This window comes from Streptomyces sp. NPDC054794, from assembly GCF_053611585.1.
The window spans coordinates 66,539-84,895 of the sequence record NZ_JBSHAQ010000043.1; the positions used below are offsets into that span (position 1 = coordinate 66,539).

Annotated in this window: 11 protein-coding genes and 1 pseudogene; 11 read left to right on the top strand and 1 reads right to left on the bottom strand. The window is 73.0% G+C overall.

Annotated features, from left to right (window positions below; genetic code table 11):
- Window positions 1-65 precede the first annotated feature (65 nt).
- Window positions 66-1,556 carry an amino acid adenylation domain-containing protein gene (locus ACWGKT_RS34895; protein ID WP_453276806.1) on the top strand — a complete coding sequence of 497 codons (1,491 nt, stop codon included), beginning with the start codon at window positions 66-68 and terminating at the stop codon, window positions 1,554-1,556.
- Between the two features lie 36 nt (window positions 1,557-1,592).
- On the opposite strand, the pseudogene ACWGKT_RS34900 reads toward ACWGKT_RS34895, so the two are convergent.
- Window positions 1,593-1,958 (bottom strand): annotated as a pseudogene (locus ACWGKT_RS34900) (hypothetical protein); the annotation flags it as partial.
- A gap of 242 nt (window positions 1,959-2,200) precedes the next feature.
- Here ACWGKT_RS34900 and ACWGKT_RS34905 point away from each other — a divergent pair.
- The 10 genes from ACWGKT_RS34905 to ACWGKT_RS34950 all read left to right on the top strand — a co-directional run.
- Window positions 2,201-3,868, top strand: a complete 1,668-nt coding sequence (locus ACWGKT_RS34905; RefSeq protein WP_453276807.1) for a carbamoyltransferase N-terminal domain-containing protein — start codon at window positions 2,201-2,203, stop codon at window positions 3,866-3,868.
- A gap of 20 nt (window positions 3,869-3,888) precedes the next feature.
- The gene (locus tag ACWGKT_RS34910; protein ID WP_235459074.1) at window positions 3,889-4,119 is read left to right on the top strand and encodes an MbtH family protein; all 231 of its coding nucleotides are present in this window, start codon (window positions 3,889-3,891) and stop codon (window positions 4,117-4,119) included.
- On the top strand, window positions 4,097-5,410 hold the full coding sequence (locus ACWGKT_RS34915; RefSeq protein ID WP_356150923.1) for an aminotransferase-like domain-containing protein: 1,314 nt from the start codon (window positions 4,097-4,099) through the stop codon (window positions 5,408-5,410). Before ACWGKT_RS34910 ends, ACWGKT_RS34915 begins: the two co-directional genes overlap by 23 nt.
- Before the next feature lie 107 nt (window positions 5,411-5,517).
- Window positions 5,518-6,639: a 3,5-dihydroxyphenylacetyl-CoA synthase DpgA gene (gene dpgA, locus ACWGKT_RS34920; RefSeq protein WP_356150921.1), complete on the top strand. Its 1,122-nt coding sequence runs from the start codon at window positions 5,518-5,520 to the stop codon at window positions 6,637-6,639.
- 53 nt (window positions 6,640-6,692) lie between these two features.
- Window positions 6,693-7,385, top strand: a complete 693-nt coding sequence (dpgB, locus tag ACWGKT_RS34925; RefSeq protein ID WP_453276808.1) for an enoyl-CoA-hydratase DpgB — start codon at window positions 6,693-6,695, stop codon at window positions 7,383-7,385.
- Window positions 7,386-7,600: 215 nt separating this feature from the next.
- Window positions 7,601-8,830 (top strand): (3,5-dihydroxyphenyl)acetyl-CoA 1,2-dioxygenase DpgC, encoded by a 1,230-nt coding sequence (gene dpgC / locus ACWGKT_RS34930; RefSeq protein ID WP_453276809.1) that lies wholly within the window; start codon window positions 7,601-7,603, stop codon window positions 8,828-8,830.
- The gene (dpgD, locus tag ACWGKT_RS34935; protein WP_356150916.1) at window positions 8,827-9,618 is read left to right on the top strand and encodes an enoyl-CoA-hydratase DpgD; all 792 of its coding nucleotides are present in this window, start codon (window positions 8,827-8,829) and stop codon (window positions 9,616-9,618) included. The genes dpgC and dpgD overlap by 4 nt, the downstream gene beginning before the upstream one ends.
- Window positions 9,619-9,658: 40 nt before the next feature.
- Window positions 9,659-10,954 carry an MFS transporter gene (locus tag ACWGKT_RS34940; protein ID WP_356150914.1) on the top strand — a complete coding sequence of 432 codons (1,296 nt, stop codon included), beginning with the start codon at window positions 9,659-9,661 and terminating at the stop codon, window positions 10,952-10,954.
- 115 nt (window positions 10,955-11,069) lie between these two features.
- Window positions 11,070-15,005: a non-ribosomal peptide synthetase gene (locus ACWGKT_RS34945; RefSeq protein ID WP_453276810.1), complete on the top strand. Its 3,936-nt coding sequence runs from the start codon at window positions 11,070-11,072 to the stop codon at window positions 15,003-15,005.
- A 46-nt stretch (window positions 15,006-15,051) separates the two neighbouring features.
- Window positions 15,052-18,357, top strand: a 3,306-nt coding sequence (locus tag ACWGKT_RS34950; protein ID WP_453276811.1) for a non-ribosomal peptide synthetase, incomplete at its 3' end; no start/stop codon positions are given.

Below are 18,357 nucleotides of genomic sequence, written 5' to 3' on the forward strand. Positions count from 1 at the left end.
TGACGGATGCCCATGACGAGTCTCTGCGTCGGAACCGGGGCGGCCGCGGGGGCGGTGACGGCCCGATGACGATTCCCGAGGCATTTCGGCGGCAGGCCGCGTCGCGTCCCGACGCGGTCGCCGTCGCCACGGCCCGCGAGTGGCTGACCTACGCCGAACTCGACGCCCGCTCCGACGCCCTGGCCCGTGAGCTGGCGGCGGCCGGGGTCCGCGCCGGTGACCGTGTCCTGGTGTGCCAGGAGCGGTCCGTCGGCCTGGTGGTGGGTCTGCTCGGGGTGCTGAAGGCGCGCGCGGCGTATCTGCCGGTGGATCTCGGCGAGGCCCCGGCGCGGCTGGCCGGAATCCTCGCCGACGCCGAGGTCCGGGTGGCCCTGTGCGACACCGCGGGAGTGGAGCTGCTGCGCGACCAGGACGTGCCGGTGCTGCACCACCTGGGGGACGCGCCCGGCACCCCTGCCGCCCTCGAAGTCCACGGCGATCCCGAGGACTTGGCATGCATCATGTACACGTCCGGGTCGACCGGCCGGCCCAAGGGTGTGATGGTGCCGCACCGGGCCGTCCTGAACCTGGTGACCGAGCCCAACTACGTGACCCTGACCCCCGAGGACCGGGTGCTGCACCTCGCGCCGGTCGCCTTCGACGCGGCGACCTTCGAGATCTGGGGCGCCCTGCTCAACGGGGCCAGGCTGGAGCTGGCGCCCGCCTCCTCCATGGGCCCCGAGGAGCTCGACGTACTCCTGGACGACCGGCGGATCAGCGTGCTGTGGCTGACCGCGGCGCTGTTCCACCGGCAGATCGACTTCTCTCCGGAGTCGCTGGGCGGGGCCCGGGTCGTCCTGGCCGGCGGGGACGTGCTGTCCGTGGACCACATCCGCAAACTCCGCGCGGCCGCACCGGAGTTGGAGATCGTGAACGGTTACGGCCCGACCGAGGCCACCACCTTCACCGCCTGCCACCGCATCGCGCCACAGGAGGAGTTCACTCACTCGGTGCCGATCGGTACTCCCGTCCAGGGCGCGCTGGTGGAGCTGCGCGACGAGTCCGGCGCACCGGTGCCCGAGGGCGCCGAGGGCGAGTTGTGGATCGCCGGAGCCGGTGTCTCGCACGGCTACTGGCGCCGCCCCGAGCTGACGGCGGAGAGCTTCGTCGCCGATGCCGAGGGCCGGACCTGGTACCGCACCGGCGATCTGACGCGGCGGCGGGCCGACGGCGTGCTGGAGTTCCTGGGTCGTATCGACGGGCAGTTCAAGTTGCGCGGACACCGGGTCGAACCCGGCGAGATCGAGAACCTCCTGACCACGTACCCCGAGGTCCGGCAGGCGGCCGTCGGGGTCCGCGAGAACCTGGTGGGCGACCCGAAGCTGGTGGCCTGGGTGACCACGGCCGGCGATCTGAACCGGCGGGCGCTGCGCGCCGACCTGCGCGAGCGACTGCCCGAGTACATGATCCCGACCGTGTTCGCGATCGTCGACGAGCTGCCCATCACCGCCAACGGCAAGGTCGACCGGCCCGCGCTGCCGACCCCCGACTGGCGGCGCAAGGACAACTATGTCTGAGCCGGGACAGCCGTCCTGGTCGGTGTCGCGGACCAGGCGCGGCACCGAGCGGTGCTCGACCACGACCGCCTTGGGCCGGCCGGTCGACCCCGAGGTGCACAGCACGTGCGCGAGGGCGAGGGAGTCCACGGGCACCGGCTCGGCCACCGGGTCGCAGTCCGCCGTCGCCCGGCGCACGTCGTCCGCCGTCACCACGACCGACGCCTCGGCGTCGGCCGACAACTGCCGCCGGTACTCGGGCGGGTGGCCGGGGTCGACGGGCGCGTAGGCCCCGCCCGCGTAGATCAGGGTGTGTTCCCCGTCGACGACGGCGAGGGCGTCCGGTTGCTCGCGCACCTGGGCGGCGAACAGTCCGGGTAGGGACGCGTCGGCCGGAAAAGGCGTGCCGGGACCCCGAAGCATGCCCAATTCGATTCCTCCCAGGTCCGGTTGGCAGATCGACGCCGTCGTGCCGTCCAGGGGCGCTAGACCGAAGACCGTACAGATCTCGATTCCCGCTCGGATGCCGCCGGGGCCGTGCTTGACCGGAACTTGCCATCATTCGCCGTCGCGTCTGGTGCGGCGCCGCGCGACCCCCTCAGGCTGCTGTCGGACCTGTTGCGGACTACAGCGACGGACTTCGGCGACCTAGAGAGGTAGCGCAAGTGCTGATAGTTGGTGTGAAGGCCTCGCACGACGGCGGTGTCGCCCTCATCGACGGGAACCGCCTCGTCTTCAGCGTCGAGGTGGAGAAGCTCGACAACAACGTGCGCTACTCGATGCTGCGGGACCTGGACCAGGTCGCAGAGATCCTGCGCTCCCAAGGTGTGGACGTGCGGGACGTCGACCAGTTCGTCGTCGACGGCTGGTGGCCGGAGAAGGGCGCGGACGTGCCCAGCGTGGCCACCACCCGGGGCGGCGAACACTTCGTGCTGCCGGTGGCGCCGTACGTGGACGGCATCGACTCCCTCGACCCGCTGCACCGCTACGAGTTCACCGCGCACGACTTCAACTCCTCGGCGCGCGGCTACGCCAGCTACCACCACGTCAGCAACCACGCGCTGGGCTCGTACTGCACCAGCCCGTTCGCGCAGCGCGGCGAGGACTCGCTGGTCCTGGTCTGGGACGGCGGCATCTCGCCCCGGCTGTACCAGGTGAGCGCCCGGACCCGGGCGGTCAAGCCGGTGGCGCCGCTGTTCGCGACGACCGGCAACATCTTCGCGGACTTCTGCGCCTTCTTCGAACCCTTCCGGCACGACGACGTCGCCCCCGAGGCGCGCGAGCTGCACCACCTGGGCGTGGCCGGCAAGGCGATGGCCTACGCCGCCCTCGGCACCGTGGAGGAGTCGGCGTTCGCCACCTTCGACGAGCTCCTGGAGAGCCTGCCGGAGATCTCCACCTTCAACGCGGCGGAACTGGGCCGGCGGGTGACCGCGGAACGTGACCAGCTCTTCCCCGGGATGACCAACGCGGACATCATCGCCACCTTCCAGGAGTACCTGGGTCAACTGCTCCTCGCCCGGCTCACCGACGTGGTCCGCAAGCGCTTCATGGGGCAGAAGCTCAACCTGTGCCTCGGCGGCGGCTGCGCGCTGAACATCAAGTGGAACAGCGTCATCCGCAACAGCGGGCTCTTCCGCGACGTCTGGGTGCCGCCGTTCCCCAACGACGCCGGTGCCGCGATCGGCACCGCCGCCTGCGAGCTGTACCGGCAGACCGACCACCTGGCGCTGGAGTGGAACGTCTACAGCGGCCCGATGGTGACCGAGGGCGAGCTGCCCGCCGGCTGGACCGTCCGGGCGTGCGACGAGCGCGAGCTGGCCCAGCTGCTGCACACCGAGGGCGAGCCCGTGGTGGTCCTGTCCGGCCGCGCCGAGCTCGGCCCGCGCGCCCTGGGCAACCGCTCCATCCTGGCCCCGGCGGTGGACCCCGGCATGAAGAAGCGGCTCAACGAGGTCAAGAACCGCGCGGACTACCGCCCCGTGGCGCCGCTGTGCCTGACCGACCGGGCCGCGGACATCTTCGACCCGGGCACCCCGGACCGCTACATGCTCTTCGACCACAAGATGCGGCCCGGCTGGGCCGAACGCGTCCCCGCCATCGTGCACCTGGACGACACCGCCCGGCTGCAGACCATCGACACCTCGGTGGACTGCGCGGCGGCCCGGATCCTCTTCGAGTACGACCGCATCAGCGGTATCCCCGTGCTGTGCAACACCAGCGCCAACCTCAACGGCAGCGGCTTCTTCCCCGACGTCGCCTCGGCCGCGCGCTGGGGTCACACCAAGTACGTGTGGTCCGAGGGACGCCTCTACACCAACCCCCAGCACTGAGCCCCACGGAGGTTACTGGCATGGCCAACCCCTTCGACGACGTGGACGGCCGCTTCCACGTCCTCGTCAACGCCGAGGAACAGCACTCGATCTGGCCCGCGTTCATCGACGTACCCGACGGCTGGGAGGTGCGCCTGCGCGACGCCGGGCACGCCGAGGCGCTCGCGTACGTCGAGGAGCACTGGACCGACATGCGCCCGGCCGGTCTCGTCACGGCGATGGAAGCCGATGCGCGCTCCGCTGCCTCCTGAAGCACGGCTGGAACTCGCGGCGCTGCACGCGTCGCTGAGTTCCCCCGTCAGCGAGTCGATGAACTTCCTCAACGAGGTGGCCCAGCGCTTCCCGGACGCGATCTCCTTCGCGGCGGGCCGCCCCTACGAGGGATTCTTCGACCTGGACCTGGTGCACGAGTACATCGAGACCTACCGCGCCCACGCGGCGCGGCGGCTCGGCGGCGACGAGAGGGCGGTGCGCCGGGAGATCCTGCAGTACGGGCGGACCAAGGGCATCATCCACGAGCTGATCGCCGAGAACCTGCGGGTGGACGAGGGCATCACCGCCGACCCCGACGACGTGGTCGTCACCGTCGGCTGCCAGGAGGCCCTCTACCTGACCCTGCGGGCGCTGCGCCGGGACGACCGCGACGTGCTGCTCGCCGTGGTGCCCAGCTATGTCGGGGTGCACGGCGCCGCCCAGCTCACGGACATGCGGGTGCTGCCGGTGCGCGACTCGGCGGCCGGCATCGACCTGGCGGACCTGGCCGAGGCGGTCCGCCGGGCCAGGGCCGCCGGGCTGCGCCCGCGCGCCTGCTACCTGGTGCCCGACTTCGCCAACCCCAGCGGGGTGAGCCTCGACGTGGACACCCGCCGCGAACTGCTGCGACTGGCCGAGGAGTTGGACATCCTCCTCCTTGAGGACAACCCGTACGGCCTGTTCGGCGACGGCTCCGGACCGCCCACCCTCAAGGCGCTGGACGAGCATAATCGGGTGGTCTACCTGGGCACCTACGCCAAGACCGGGGTGCCCGGGTCCCGGGTCGGCTTCGCCGTCGCCGGTCAGCGGGTGAGCACGCCCGGCGGGGTCACCCGGTCCCTGGCCGACCAGCTGGCCAAGCTCAAGAGCATGCTCACGGTGAACACCTCACCGATCGCCCAGGCCGTGATCGGCGGCAAGCTGCTCGCCCACGGCTGCAGCCTGCGAGCCGCCAACGCCCGGGAGACCGAGGTCTACCTGGGTAATCTGCGGCGGATGCGGGCGGGCCTGGCCGAGCGCTTCCCGGCCGGCGACGGCCCGGAAGTCACCTGGAACAGCCCCACCGGCGGCTTCTTCATGCTGCTCACCCTGCCCTTCCCGGCGGGCGACGACCTGCTCGAACTCAGCGCCCACAAGCACCGCGTGCTGTGGACGCCCCTGCACCACTTCTACGCCGAGACCCGGCCGCGTCACGAGATCAGGCTCTCCTACAGCCATCTCCTGCCCGCGGAGATCGACGAGGGCCTCGACCGGCTCGCGGGATTCGTCCGCGAGCGGGCCGCGCGCTGACCCACCGGACCCAGGCATCAACTCACCGAAAGGGGACCGTACTCAGCCATGGAAACCTTCACTCCGCGTTACCGGAGCAAGCCCAGAATGTGGGGTTGGACCTTCCGATGACGACCACGACCCTCGGCCTTCCGCACCCCGGCGTGCTCGCCGGCGCCCCGCCCATCGGCCTCGACTCCGTGGCGGCCGCCCGGATCACCGGCATCGGCACGGCCGTGCCGCCCACCTCGTACTCGCAGCGCGAGGTGCTGGACATCTTCGGCATCGAGGACCCGAGGATCCGCTCGGTCTTCCTCAACAGCGCGATCGACCGCCGCTATCTCACGCTTCCCCCGGAGGGCCCCGACGGCACCCGGATCATGGAGGTCCAGGGCGAGCTGCTGGCCAAGCACAAGGCCCAGGGCATCGACATGGGCGTGCGCGCGGTGCAGGAGTGCCTGAAGAACGCCGGCCGCGACCTCGACGACATCGGCTACCTGTGCTGCGTCACCTCCACCGGCTTCCTCACGCCCGGTCTGAGCGCGCTGATCATCAAGGAGCTGGGCATCGACCCCGGCTGCAGCCGCCTGGACGTGGTCGGCATGGGCTGCAACGCCGGTCTGAACGCGCTCAACGCGGTCGCCGGCTGGGCCCGGGCGCATCCCGGCAAGCTCGCGGTGATGGTCTGCGACGAGTCCTGCTCGGCCGCCTACGTCTTCGACGGCACCATGCGCACCTCGGTGGTCAACAGCCTCTTCGGGGACGGCGCCGCCGCGATCGCCGTCGTCGCCGGTGACGACACCGTCCCCGGCCCGCGCCTGCTGAAGTTCGCCAGCCACATCATCACCGACGCCCTCGACGCCATGCGCTACGACTGGGACCCGGCGCAGGACCGCTTCAGCTTCTACCTGGACCCCCAGGTGCCCTACGTCGTCGGCGCGAACGCCGAGACCGTCATCGGCCGGCTGCTGGCCGGGACCGGGCTGCGGCGCACCGACATCGGCCACTGGCTGGTGCACTCGGGCGGCAAGAAGGTCATCGACTCCGTCATGGTCAACCTCGGCCTCACCCGGCACGACGTCCGCCACACCACCGGGGTGCTGCGGGACTACGGCAATCTCTCCAGCGGTTCCTTCCTCTTCTCCTACCAGCGGCTGCTCGACGAGGGCGTCGCCAACCCGGGGGAGTACTGCGTGCTGATGACCATGGGGCCGGGCTCGACCATCGAGACCGCCCTCGTCCGCTGGTGACCCCGCAACCGCCGTCCGACCCGAGGCGTCCGGACAGAGAGGCAGAACCCACCATGACCACCCCCTCCGCCGTCCCCGGCCAGATCGACCCGGCCCTGGTGCTGCGGATCGACGGCTCCCGCCCGCTGACCGCAGAGCTCGTGGCGGAACTGGACGCCCTGTGCGCCCGCGTGGAGGACACCGCCGAGCCCGGCGTCGCCGTCCTTCGACTCAGCGGCGCACCCGACACGCAGTGGACCCAGGACCTGGCCGTTCCCCTGGTCAACAAGTGGGAACGGGCACTGCGCCGGCTGGAGCGCCTGGACATCGCCACCCTCGCCGTCGCCACCGGCGACTGCGGCGGTACGGCCCTGGAGGCCCTGCTGGCCGCCGACTACCGCATCGCCGGCCCCGGCCTGCGGCTGCTGCTGCCGGCCGGCCCCGACGGGGCGTGGCCCGGCATGGCGCTGTACCGGCTGGCCAACCAGATCGGCGTGGGCGTCACCCGCCGGATCGTGCTGCGCGGCCTTCCCGTGCCGGCCCCGCAGGCGCTGGAGCTGCAGCTGGTCGACGAGGTCGTGGTGGACCCCGAGGCCGCGCTCGCCCAGGCGGCCGCGCAGATGGGCGCCGTCCCGGGCGGCGGCATGGCGATGCGCCGTCAACTGATGCTGGACGCCACCACCACCTCCTTCGAGGACGCCCTGGGCAGCCACCTGGCCGCCTGCGACCGGGTGCTGCGCCGGGAGCCGGCCGGGGCCGCGTCGTGAGCGGGAGCATCCCCGAGTCCGGCGGGGGAGGGCGGGGGGGGGGGCCTAGCCCCCCCCCCGGGTGTGCGGGGGGGCCGCGCCGGCCCCCCCCCCTCCGGAGCCCGCGCCGCGCGGTTGGTGTGGGCGAGGGGGGGGGGGGCGGGGTCGTGTGGGTTAGCACCCCCGTGCCCGGGGGGCGGGGGGGGGGGGCGGCCGCCCCCCCCACGGAGCGGGTCGTGGCCGCGCTGCCGCGGCCCCCGGCCCGCGTCCCGGAGCAGCGCGAGCGGGCCACGGCCGCCAAGAACGAGGCGCGAGGCGCCCGCCTCGCGCTGCTGCGCGGCCACGCGCAGGCCGTGTACGACCGGCTCACCGACGGCCGCTCGGTCCATCTGCGGCTGCCCGAGCTGCTGGCCGTGGCCGCCGAGAACTTCCCCGGTCTGGTCCCCTCGGCCGACCAGATGAAGGAGGAGCTGGCGCGGCCCCAGGCGTCGAAGGAGGGCCACGAGATCGACCAGGGCGTCCTGCTCGGCGCCCTGCTGCGGGACCCGGTCGCCGGACCGCACCTGATGGACAGCATGCTGCGGCCCACCGACCGGGCCCTCAGGCTGCTGCCGGAGTTCCGCCGCACCGGCGTGCTCCAGCTGGACTCGGTGCTCCTGGAACGGCGCGGCACCGCGGCCCATCTGACGATGTGCCGGGACGACTGCCTCAACGCCGAGGACAACCAGCAGGTCGACGACATGGAGACGGCCGTCGACCTCGCCCTGCTCGACCCGGGCGTCCATGTGTGCCTGCTGCGCGGCGGGGAGATGACCCACCCCCGCTACCGGGGCCGCCGGGTGTTCAGCGCCGGCATCAACCTGAAGAGCCTGCACGCCGGACAGATCTCCCTGGTGGACTTCCTGCTCCGCCGCGAGCTGGGCTACATCCACAAGATCGTGCGCGGGGTGCTGGTCGAGCACGAGGCGTCCTGGCAGTCTCCCACCATCGAGAAGCCCTGGGTCGCGGCGGTCGACACCTTCGCCATCGGCGGCGGCTGCCAGCTGCTGATGGTCTTCGACCGGGTGCTGGCCGCGGCCGACTCCTATCTCAGCCTGCCCGCCGCGCAGGAGGGCATCGTCCCCGGCGCGGGCAACTTCCGCCTCGGCCGGCTGGCCGGGGGCCGTATCTCCCGCCAGGTGGTGCTGTGGGGCCGGCGGATCCGGGCCACCGAGCCGGACGCCGGACTGCTCCTCGACGAGGTCGTCGAACCGCAGGAGCTGGACACGGCGGTGGACGTGGCCCTGGAACGCATGGACAGTCCCGCGGTGCTCACCAACCGGCGGATGCTCAACCTCGCCGAGGAGCCCCCGGAGGCCTTCCGCGCCTACATGGCCGAGTTCGCGCTCCAGCAGGCGCTGCGCCTGTACAGCGAGGACGTCATCGGCAAGGTCGGCCGCTTCGCCCGGGCGGGCCGCGCCCGGTGAACCGCGTCGACTACCGCAAGTCCGGCCATGTGGCGTACGTGACGCTGAACCGGCCCGAGGTCCTCAACGCCATGGACCTGGCGATGCACGAGGAGCTGGCCGGGGTCTGGGACGACGTGGAGGCCGACGACGACGTGTGGCTGGCCGTGCTGACCGGCGCGGGCGAGCGCGCGTTCTCGGTGGGCCAGGACCTCAAGGAGCGGGCCCGGCTGAACGCACGGGGCGCGGCCCCCACCACGTTCGGCAGCCGGGGCCTGCCCGGCTGGCCCCGGCTGACCGAGCGGTTCGCGCTCTCCAAGCCGGTGCTCGCCCGGGTGCGCGGCTACGCCCTGGGCGGCGGCTTCGAACTGGCCCTGGCCTGCGACCTGGTCGTGGCCGCCGACGACGCGGTGTTCGCGCTGCCGGAGGCACAGCTGGGCCTGGTCCCGGGGGCCGGCGGCGCCTTCCGGCTGGCCCGGCAGCTGCCGCTGAAGACGGCGCTGGGCCATCTGCTCACCGGCCGCCGGATGACGGCGGCCCGGGCGCTGGAGCTGGGCCTGGTCAACGAGGTCGTCCCGGCGGCGGACCTGGACGCCTGTGTCGAGTCGTGGGTGCGGGACCTGGTGGCCGCCGCCCCGCTGTCGGTGCGGGCGATCAAGGAGTCCGTCATGCGGTCCGTCGACCTGCCGCTGGAGCAGGCCTTCGCCACCCGCTACGTCTGGGAGGAACGGCGGATGACCAGCGAGGACGCCGTCGAGGGCCCGCGTGCCTTCGCGGCGGGCCGCACACCCGAGTGGCAGGCCCGGTAGGGCCCGCCGCGGCTGCCACCCGACACGCTAGAAGGGCGAGATGAGCGACTCCCGTGACACGCTGACCCAGGCGGACCGGCCCGAGGTCCCGGCGGATCCGCCGCTGCGGCGCAACGTCGGCTTCCAGCTGCTCTGGCTGGGCTCGGTGCCGGCCTTCCTCGGCCGGGAGATCGCCGGCCTGGTCTATCCGCTGGTGGTGCTGGCGATCACCGGATCCCCGGGCTGGGCCGGGGCGTTCGGCAGCGTCCAGCTGTTCGCGATGCTGCTGTGCGGGATGCCCGCGGGCGCCCTGGCCGACCGCTACGACCAGCGCAAGCTGCTGCTGCTGGTCGAGCTGATCCGGTCGGTGGCCACCACCGGTGTGGCGGTCGCCTACTTCGCCGACCGGCTGACTCTGGCCCACCTGATGCTGGTCGCCGTGGTGATCGGCGCGGTCCAGCCGGTCGGCGGCTCCTCCCGGATGCTGCTGATCCGGTCCCTGGTGCCGGGCCGGCAGCTCACCCAGGCGCTCACCCAGGAGGAGGTGCGCAGCGAGGCCGCCGCCATGGCGGGCCCGCCGCTGGGCGGCTTCCTGTACGGCGTCGCGCACGGCCTGCCCTTCGTGGTCGCCGCCGCGGGCTTCGGCGTCGCCGCCGCCTGCACCTTCTTCGTACGACCGCCCGCCCGCGCCACCGACCGGGCGGCGGGCGGACCGCAGCGGCCGCCGCAGGACGAACTCCCGCTCCTGCGGCGGATGCTGACCGGGCTGCACGTGCTGTGGAGCAGCCCGCTGCTGCGCTCGGGCATGCTCTTCGCCGCCGCCATGAACGTCGTCGGCGCCCCGATCATCCTGGTCGTGGTCGTCCAACTGCGTGACCAGGGCGTCTCCTCCGGGGTGCTGGGCCTGGCCACCATCGGCATGGGCGTGGGCGGTCTGGCCGGATCCCTGCTGGTCAAGCCGTTGCACCAGAAGCTGGCCCCGGGCGTGCTGCTGCTGGCGGTCGGCGCCGTGGAGGCCGTACTGATCGCCCTGCTGGGGCTGGAGCACGGGCCCTGGTGGGTGGCGGGGCTGCTCTTCCTGATGGGGCTCAACGGGCCGTCGGTGCGGGTGCTGGTGGACATCCTGATCTTCCGTCAGGTGCCGGACGAGCAGCGGGGGCGGGCCGTCGCGGCCTGTATGACGGTGTTCGGCGCCGGATCCTCACTGGGCGTGTTCGCCGGCGGCCAGCTGCTGCAGTACCTCTCTCCCACGGCGGCGGCCCTGGCGCTCGCCGCGTTCGAGGCCGCGGTCGTGCTCGTGGCCCTGACGAGCGGCCCGCTGCGAAAGGCCGTCTGGCCCGAGGACATGCCGGAATGAGGGGGCCTTGTCATGAAGGTGCCAGCCTTTCCGTTGGCCCTTGTCCCGTATTCGAGGCCCTTTCTAGTGTGCGGTCGGAACCGATGAGCCGGACTGGCCGGGAGAGGATGTTCCGTTGATTCCGCTTTCGTTCGCCCAGCGCCGGCTGTGGTTTCAATTCTGCCTGGAAGGGCCGAGCCGGACGTACAACGTTCCGACCGTTCGCCGGGTCCGCGGGACATTCGACCGGGAAGCCTTCACCCATGCCGTCGCCGATCTCGTGGAGCGGCACGAGATATTGCGCACCATGGTCCGGGAAGAGGGCGGCGAGCCCGCCCAGTTCATCCTGCCCGTGGAGAAATCCCGGCCCGACGTCCCGTACCTCGTGCGCGACGGCATCGAAGGGGCCGACCTCGACGCGCTGCTCGCCGCCGCCTGCGACCACCACTTCGACCTCGCCGGGGAACCGCCGTTCCGGGCCGAGATCGTCCGCACCGGCCCCGACGAGCACCTGCTGATCCTGGTCCTCCACCACATCGCCTGCGACGGCTGGTCCATGGCCCCGCTGTGGGCCGACCTGTCCGCCGCCTACGCCGCCCGCCGCGACGGCCACGCTCCCCGATGGGAGCCGCTGCCCGTGCAGTACGCCGACTACACCCTGTGGCAGCGGGACGTGCTCGGCGACCCCGACGACGCCGGCAGCGAGACCGCCCGGCAACTGGCCTTCTGGCGCGACGCCCTGGCCGACCTGCCGGACGAACTCGCGCTGCCCACCGACCGGACCCGCCCGCCGCACGCCTCCTACCGCGGGGCCACGCTCCGGCTGTCCCTGCCGGCACCCCTGTGCGCCGAGCTGCGCGCCCTCGCCCAGCGCAACCGAGCCACGCTCTTCATGGTGTTCCAGGCGGCGCTGGCCACCCTGTTCACCCGGCTGGGCTGCGGCACCGACATACCGCTCGGCACCGTCGTCAGCGGCCGGGACGACGAGGCCCTGGACGGGCTGATCGGCTGCTTCGTCAACACCCTGGTGCTGCGCAACGACACCTCCGGGAACCCCGGATTCGACGAACTGCTGCGCCGGGTGCGGCAGGCGGACATGGCCGCCTACGACCACCAGGACCTCCCCTTCGACCAGTTGGTGGAGGCCCTCCAGCCGGTCCGCTCGCCCGCCCGGAACCCCTTCTTCGAGGTCTACTTCGCGCTCACCGAGGGCGGCGGCCAGGGCCCCGTCCCGGACCGGCCGGACCTGGGCGAGCACGTGGCGCTGACCCCGGCCGAGGTCGCCAAGTTCGACCTGTCCTTCTACTTCGTCGAACCGACGGGCGGCGCCGGGATCGAACTGCTCCTGGAGTACCGCCCCGACCTCTTCGACCGCGGCACCGCCGAACGCCTCGGCAGGCGGCTGCTCGGGGTTCTGGAGCAGGTGGCGGCGCAACCGGAGCGGGGCATCGACGCCGTCGACCTGATGGAGGCCGAGGAGCGGCGGCTGCTGCTCACCGACCGGAACGACACCGCGCGCGAGCTGCCGGACACCACCGTGGCCCGGCTGATCGAGGAGCAGGCCCGGCGCACCCCCGACCACCCGGCCGTGATCTGCGGCGACCGCGCCCTCGGCTACGCCGAACTGAACGCCCGCGCCAACCGGCTGGCCCACCGCCTGCGCGCGCACGGCGCCGGCCCGGAACGCTTCGTCGCCCTGGCGCTGGAGCGCGGCCCCGACCTGATCGTGGCGATCCTCGCCGTCCTCAAGACCGGCGCCGCCTACCTGCCCCTGGACGCGCACTACCCGGCCGACCGCCTCGCCTTCACCCTCGCGGACGCCGACCCGGTGCTGCTGCTGGTGGACGAGGACACCGACCCCCGGGTGCCGGGCACCTGCCCCCGGCTCCGGCTGGACGAGGCCGCCCTCACCGGGCAGCCCGACACCGACCCGGGCGAGCCGGCCGTGACCGGGGACGGCGCCGCCTACCTGATCTACACCTCCGGCTCCACCGGACGCCCCAAGGGCGTGCTGGTCTCCCAGGCCAACCTGCTGAACTTCCAGCTGTCCATGCGGGACCTGCTGGGCCTCGGCCCCGGGGACCGGTTCGCTGCGGTCACCACCGTCGCCTTCGACGCCTCCGTCCTGGAGCTGTACCCACCGCTGCTGGCCGGCGCCACCCTGGTGCTGGTGCCCAGGGAGACGGTGCGCGAGCCGGCGGAGCTGGCCGGGCTGCTGGCGACCGAGGACATCACGGTGATGCAGGGCACCCCCAGCCTGTGGGAGATGCTGCTGTCCACCGCCCCCGACGCGGTGCGCGGCCGCCGGCTGCTGACCGGCGGCGAGGCCCTGCCCCACCGGCTGGCCGAGCGGATGACCGCGCTCGGCGCACAGGTCGTCAACTTCTACGGGCCGACCGAGACCACCGTCTACTCCACCTGCGCGGTACTCCCGCCGGACGACCCCACCCCGGTGATCGGCGAACCCGTGGCCAACACCCGGGTGTACCTGCTGGACGACGCGCTGCGCCCGGTGCCGGTCGGCGCCGCCGGCGAGCTCTACATCGCCGGAGCCGGTGTGGCCCGCGGCTACTGGCGGCGGCCCGGCCTCAGCGCCGGCCGGTTCGTCGCCGACCCCTTCGGCGGGCCGGGGGAGCGGATGTACCGGACGGGCGACCGGGCCCGCTGGTCCGCCGACGGCAGCCTGCACTACCTCGGCCGCACCGACCACCAGGTGAAGATCCGCGGCTTCCGCATCGAACCCGGCGAGATCGAGTCGGCGCTGACCGCCCATCCCGCCGTACGCCAGGCCGTCGTGCTGGCCCGGGAGCTGCCCGGCGCCGGACGCACCCTCATCGGCTACGTCGTCCCGCACCCCGGGGCCACCGCCGCACCGGCCGAGCTGCGCGACCACCTGGCCGCCCGGCTGCCCGACCACATGGTCCCCTCCGCCCTGGTCCCGCTCGACGCCCTGCCACTCACGGTCAACGGCAAGCTCGACCGCGCCGCCCTGCCCGCGCCGCAGCTCCCGGCCGCCGAACGGCGCGCCCCGGGCAACCCGCGCGAGGAGATCCTGTGCGAGCTGTTCGCCGAGGTGCTCGCGCTGCCCCGGGTCGGCGTGGACGACAGCTTCTTCGACCTCGGCGGCCACTCACTGCTCGCCACCCGCCTGGTCAACCGGATCCGCGCGGTCATGGGCGTCGGCCCGCAGGTCCGCACCCTCTTCGAGGCGCCCAGCGTGGCCCAGCTGGACCGGCGGCTGCGCGAGGACACCCAGGGCGACGGCCTGGGCGCGGTCCTGCGCTACCGCGGCCACGGCGACCTGACCCCCGTCTTCCTGCTGCCGCCCGCGGGCGGCCTCGGCTGGGGCTACTCCGCGCTGCTGCGGCACATCCCGGAGGGCCACCCGGTGTACGCCCTCCAGGACCCCCGCCTCACCGAGGACGGACCGGTCCGCCCGCTGGACGCCGGCGACCTGGCCGACGGCTATCTGCGGCGGATCCGCGAACTCCAGCCCGCCGGTCCCTACCTGCTGATCGGCTGGTCCTTCGGCGGCACCCTCGGGCAGCAGCTGACGCGGCTGCTGGAGAGCGCCGGCGAGCGGGTCGCCCTGCTGGTGATGCTGGACGCCGCCCCCGGCGCCGTGGACGGCCGGACCGGCGAGCCCAGCACCGAGGAGGTCGCCCACGTCGCCCTCGACGGCGTCGACCTGCCCGGCCGGCCGGACGGCGCGTTCCCCGGTCCCGAGGATCTCGCCAAGGCACTGACCGCCGCCGAGAGCCCCCTGGCCAGCCTGCCCGGCGCCGCCGTCGAGCGACTGCTGCACATCGCCCGGGAGAACCTGCGCGCCCAGTCCCGCCATGTCCCCGAGCCGACCTCCTGTCCCGTCCTGATCTTCGACGCGACCGCCCCCGACCCACGGGCACAGCCCCTCTCCCGGGCCTGGCAGCCGTACCTGAGCGGCTCCACCGAGAGCAGCCAGGTGGAATTCGACCACGTGAACATCGTCAAGTCGGAATCGATGTCCCAGATCGGTCCGGTCATCGCCCGTGCGATTTCCGGCGTGCACAACGCAGCAATGTCGTCGCGCTGACCCGCATTCAGATCGCCATTTCCAAAAGACTGGCAGGTATACAGCTATGCCCGGAATCGAAGCCACGGTGTGCCGGTTGTTCGGGGAGATCCTGGGCGTGGACGGGATCGAGGGCGACGACAGCTTCTTCGACTTCGGTGGGCATTCCCTGCTCGCCACCCGGCTGGTGAACCGCATCCGCACCGAACTCGGCGTCGAACTCCCGGCCCGGGCGGTCTTCGAGGAACCCACCCCGGCCCGGCTGGCGGCCCGGATCGGCGCGGCGGCCGAGCAGGCCGCACCGGCACGCGGAGCGGTGGTGGCGGTGCGGCCCCGCCCCGCCGTGCTCCCGCTGTCCGCCGCCCAGCGCCGGCTGTGGTTCCTGCACCGGCTGCACGGCCCCAGCGCCACCTACAACGTCCCGGTGGTCACCCGCGTCAGCGGCCCGCTGGACCGCGCCGCGCTCGCCGCCGCGCTGGACGACGTCCTCGTGCGGCACGAGTCGCTGCGCACCCGCTTCGCCGAGGTGGACGGGGAGCCGGCGCAGCGGATCGCCGACGCCGGGCGGACGGGACTGGAACTGGTGACCCGCTCGGTCGCCACCGGGGAGACGGAGGCGGCGATCGCGGCAGCCTGCGCCCACCCCTTCGACCTGGAGCGGGACCTGCCCCTGTACGCGGAGCTCCTGCGGACCGGCGAGCCGGAGGACGCCGAGCACGTCCTGGTCCTGGTCGTCCACCACATCGCGACCGACGGATGGTCCATGGCCCCGCTGACGGCCGACCTGTCCGCCGCGTACGCGGCCCGGACGCGCGGCACCGCCCTCGAGTTCGCGCCGCTGCCCGTGCAGTACGCGGACTACGCGCTGTGGCAGCGCGACCTGCTCGCCGCCGCCGACGAGCCCGACAGCACCGTCGCTACCCAACTGGCCTACTGGCGCCAGGCGTTGGCCGACCTGCCCGAGGAACTGGCGCTGCCCACCGACCGCCCGCGGCCCGCGTTCGCCTCCTACCGGGGCGGCGCCGTCACCCGGTCCCTGCGCCCGGACGTCGTCGAGGGCCTCCAGGACCTGGCCGTACGGCACAACGCCACCGTGTTCATGGTCGCCCAGGCCGCCCTCGCCGCCCTGCTCACCCGGCACGGCGCCGGCACCGACATCCCCCTCGGCACGGTCGTCTCCGGCCGCGACGACGAGGCGCTCAGCGACCTGGTGGGCTTCTTCGTCAACGCCCTGGTGCTGCGCACCGACACCGGCGGCGACCCCACCTTCGCCGACCTCCTCGACCGGGTCCGCGACGCCGACCTCACCGCGACGGAGCACCAGGAACTCCCCTTCGACCTGCTGATCGAGGACCTCCGGCCGGCCCGTTCGCTGGCCCGCAACCCGCTCTACCAGATCGCCTTCGGCGTGGAGGAGGAGTTCACCCCGGTCCGCCTCGAAGGCGCGCACACCGAACTCCTGCCGGCGCCCGTCACCACCTCCGAGTTCGACCTGCTGGTCGTCCTCAAGGAGCGCGGCGACGGCTACGACCTCCGGCTGACCTACGCCGCCGACCTCTTCGACCAGGACACCGTGCAGGCCCTGGCCGACCGCCTGGCCCGCCTGCTCACCCACGTCGCCGCCGAACCGGAGACCCGGCTGAGCGCCCTGGAGCTGATGTCGGCCGCCGAACGCGGCCGCATCCTGCACACCTGGAACGACACCGCCGAGGTGCCGCCGCGCACCTGGCCCGAGCTCTTCGAGGGCTGGGTGGAGACCGAGTCCGACACCCTCGCCCTGGTGGACGGGCCGGACCGGCTGACGTACCGCGAACTCGACGAGCGGGCCAACCGGCTGGCCCGCCACCTCATCGGCCACGGCGTCGGCCCCGAGGTCCCGGTCGCCGTCTGCATGGACCGTGGCATCGACCTGGTGGTCGCCCTGCTGGCCGTCCTCAAGGCCGGCGGCGCCTACGTCCCCGTCGACCCCGCCTACCCCCTGGCCCGCCGCGCGTTCATGCTCCAGGACACCCGGCCCGCCGTGGTCCTGGTCGACGACCCCGCCCGCACGGACGGCCTCGACCACGAGCCCACCGTGCTCGGCACGCTCGATGTGAGCGGCCTGTCCGCCGCCCCGGTCACCGACGCCGAACGCCTCGCCCCGCTGCGCGTCGAGAACACCTGCTACGTCATCCACACCTCCGGCTCGACGGGCCGCCCCAAGGGCGTCTCGGTCCCGCACACCGGCATCACCCGCATGGTCCGCCGCCACCACGACTACGTCTGCGGCCCCGGCAACCGGGTGCTCCAGCAGGCCTCGATCGGCTTCGACGGCTCCGTCTGGGAGATCGCGATGGCCCTGCTCACCGGCGGCACCCTGGTCGTCGGCGACGCGGAACGCCTGCTCGCGGCCGGCCCCGACGCCGAACTGACCGCCGGGATCACCCACGTCACGGTGACCCCCTCGCTGCTCAGCGCGCTGCCCGTGGACACCCTGCCCTCCGGCGCGGTCATCATCACCGCGAGCGAGGCGTGCCCGGACGCCCTGGTCGAGACCTGGACCGCCCGCCACACCCTCGTCAACTCCTACGGCCCGACCGAGACGACGGTGTGCGCGACCGGCACCTTCCTGCGCCCCGGCGAACCGGTCACCATCGGCGGCCCCGTCGCCGCGACCGAGGTCTACGTCCTGGACGAGGCGCTGCGGCCGGTCGTCCCCGGGGTGGCGGGTGAGCTGTACATCGCCGGCCCGGGTCTGGCGCGTGGCTATGTGGGCCGGCCGGAGCTGACGGCGTCCCGTTTCGTCGCGAGCCCCTTCGCCGCGGGTGAGCGGATGTACCGCACGGGCGATGTGGTGCGCTGGACGTCGGACGGGCGGCTGGTGTTCGTCGGCCGCGTCGACGACCAGGTGAAGCTGCGCGGCCTGCGCATCGAACTCGGCGAGGTCCAGGCGGCCCTCGGCACGGCCGAGGGAGTGCATCACGCCGCCGTCGTGGTGCGCGCCGACCGCCCGGGCGACCAGCGACTGGTGGCCTACGTGGTCGCCGCGCCCGGTCCTCAGGCCCCGGACGCCACCCGGCTCCGCACCCACCTGGCCGAACGGCTCCCGGAGTACATGGTCCCCTCGGCCTTCGTGTTCCTGGACGCGCTGCCCATGACGGCCAACGGCAAGCTGGACCGCGAGGCCCTGCCCGCCCCCGACTACGCCTCGGCGGCGGGCTCACGCCCCCCGCGCACGGCACTGGAACGCACCCTGTGCGGCCTGTTCGCCGGACTCCTGTCGATCCCCTCGCTCGGTATCGACGACAGTTTCTTCGATCTGGGTGGGCATTCGCTGTTGGCGATGCGGTTGGTGAATGCCGTGCGGGCGGATCTGGGTGTGGATGTCGGTGTG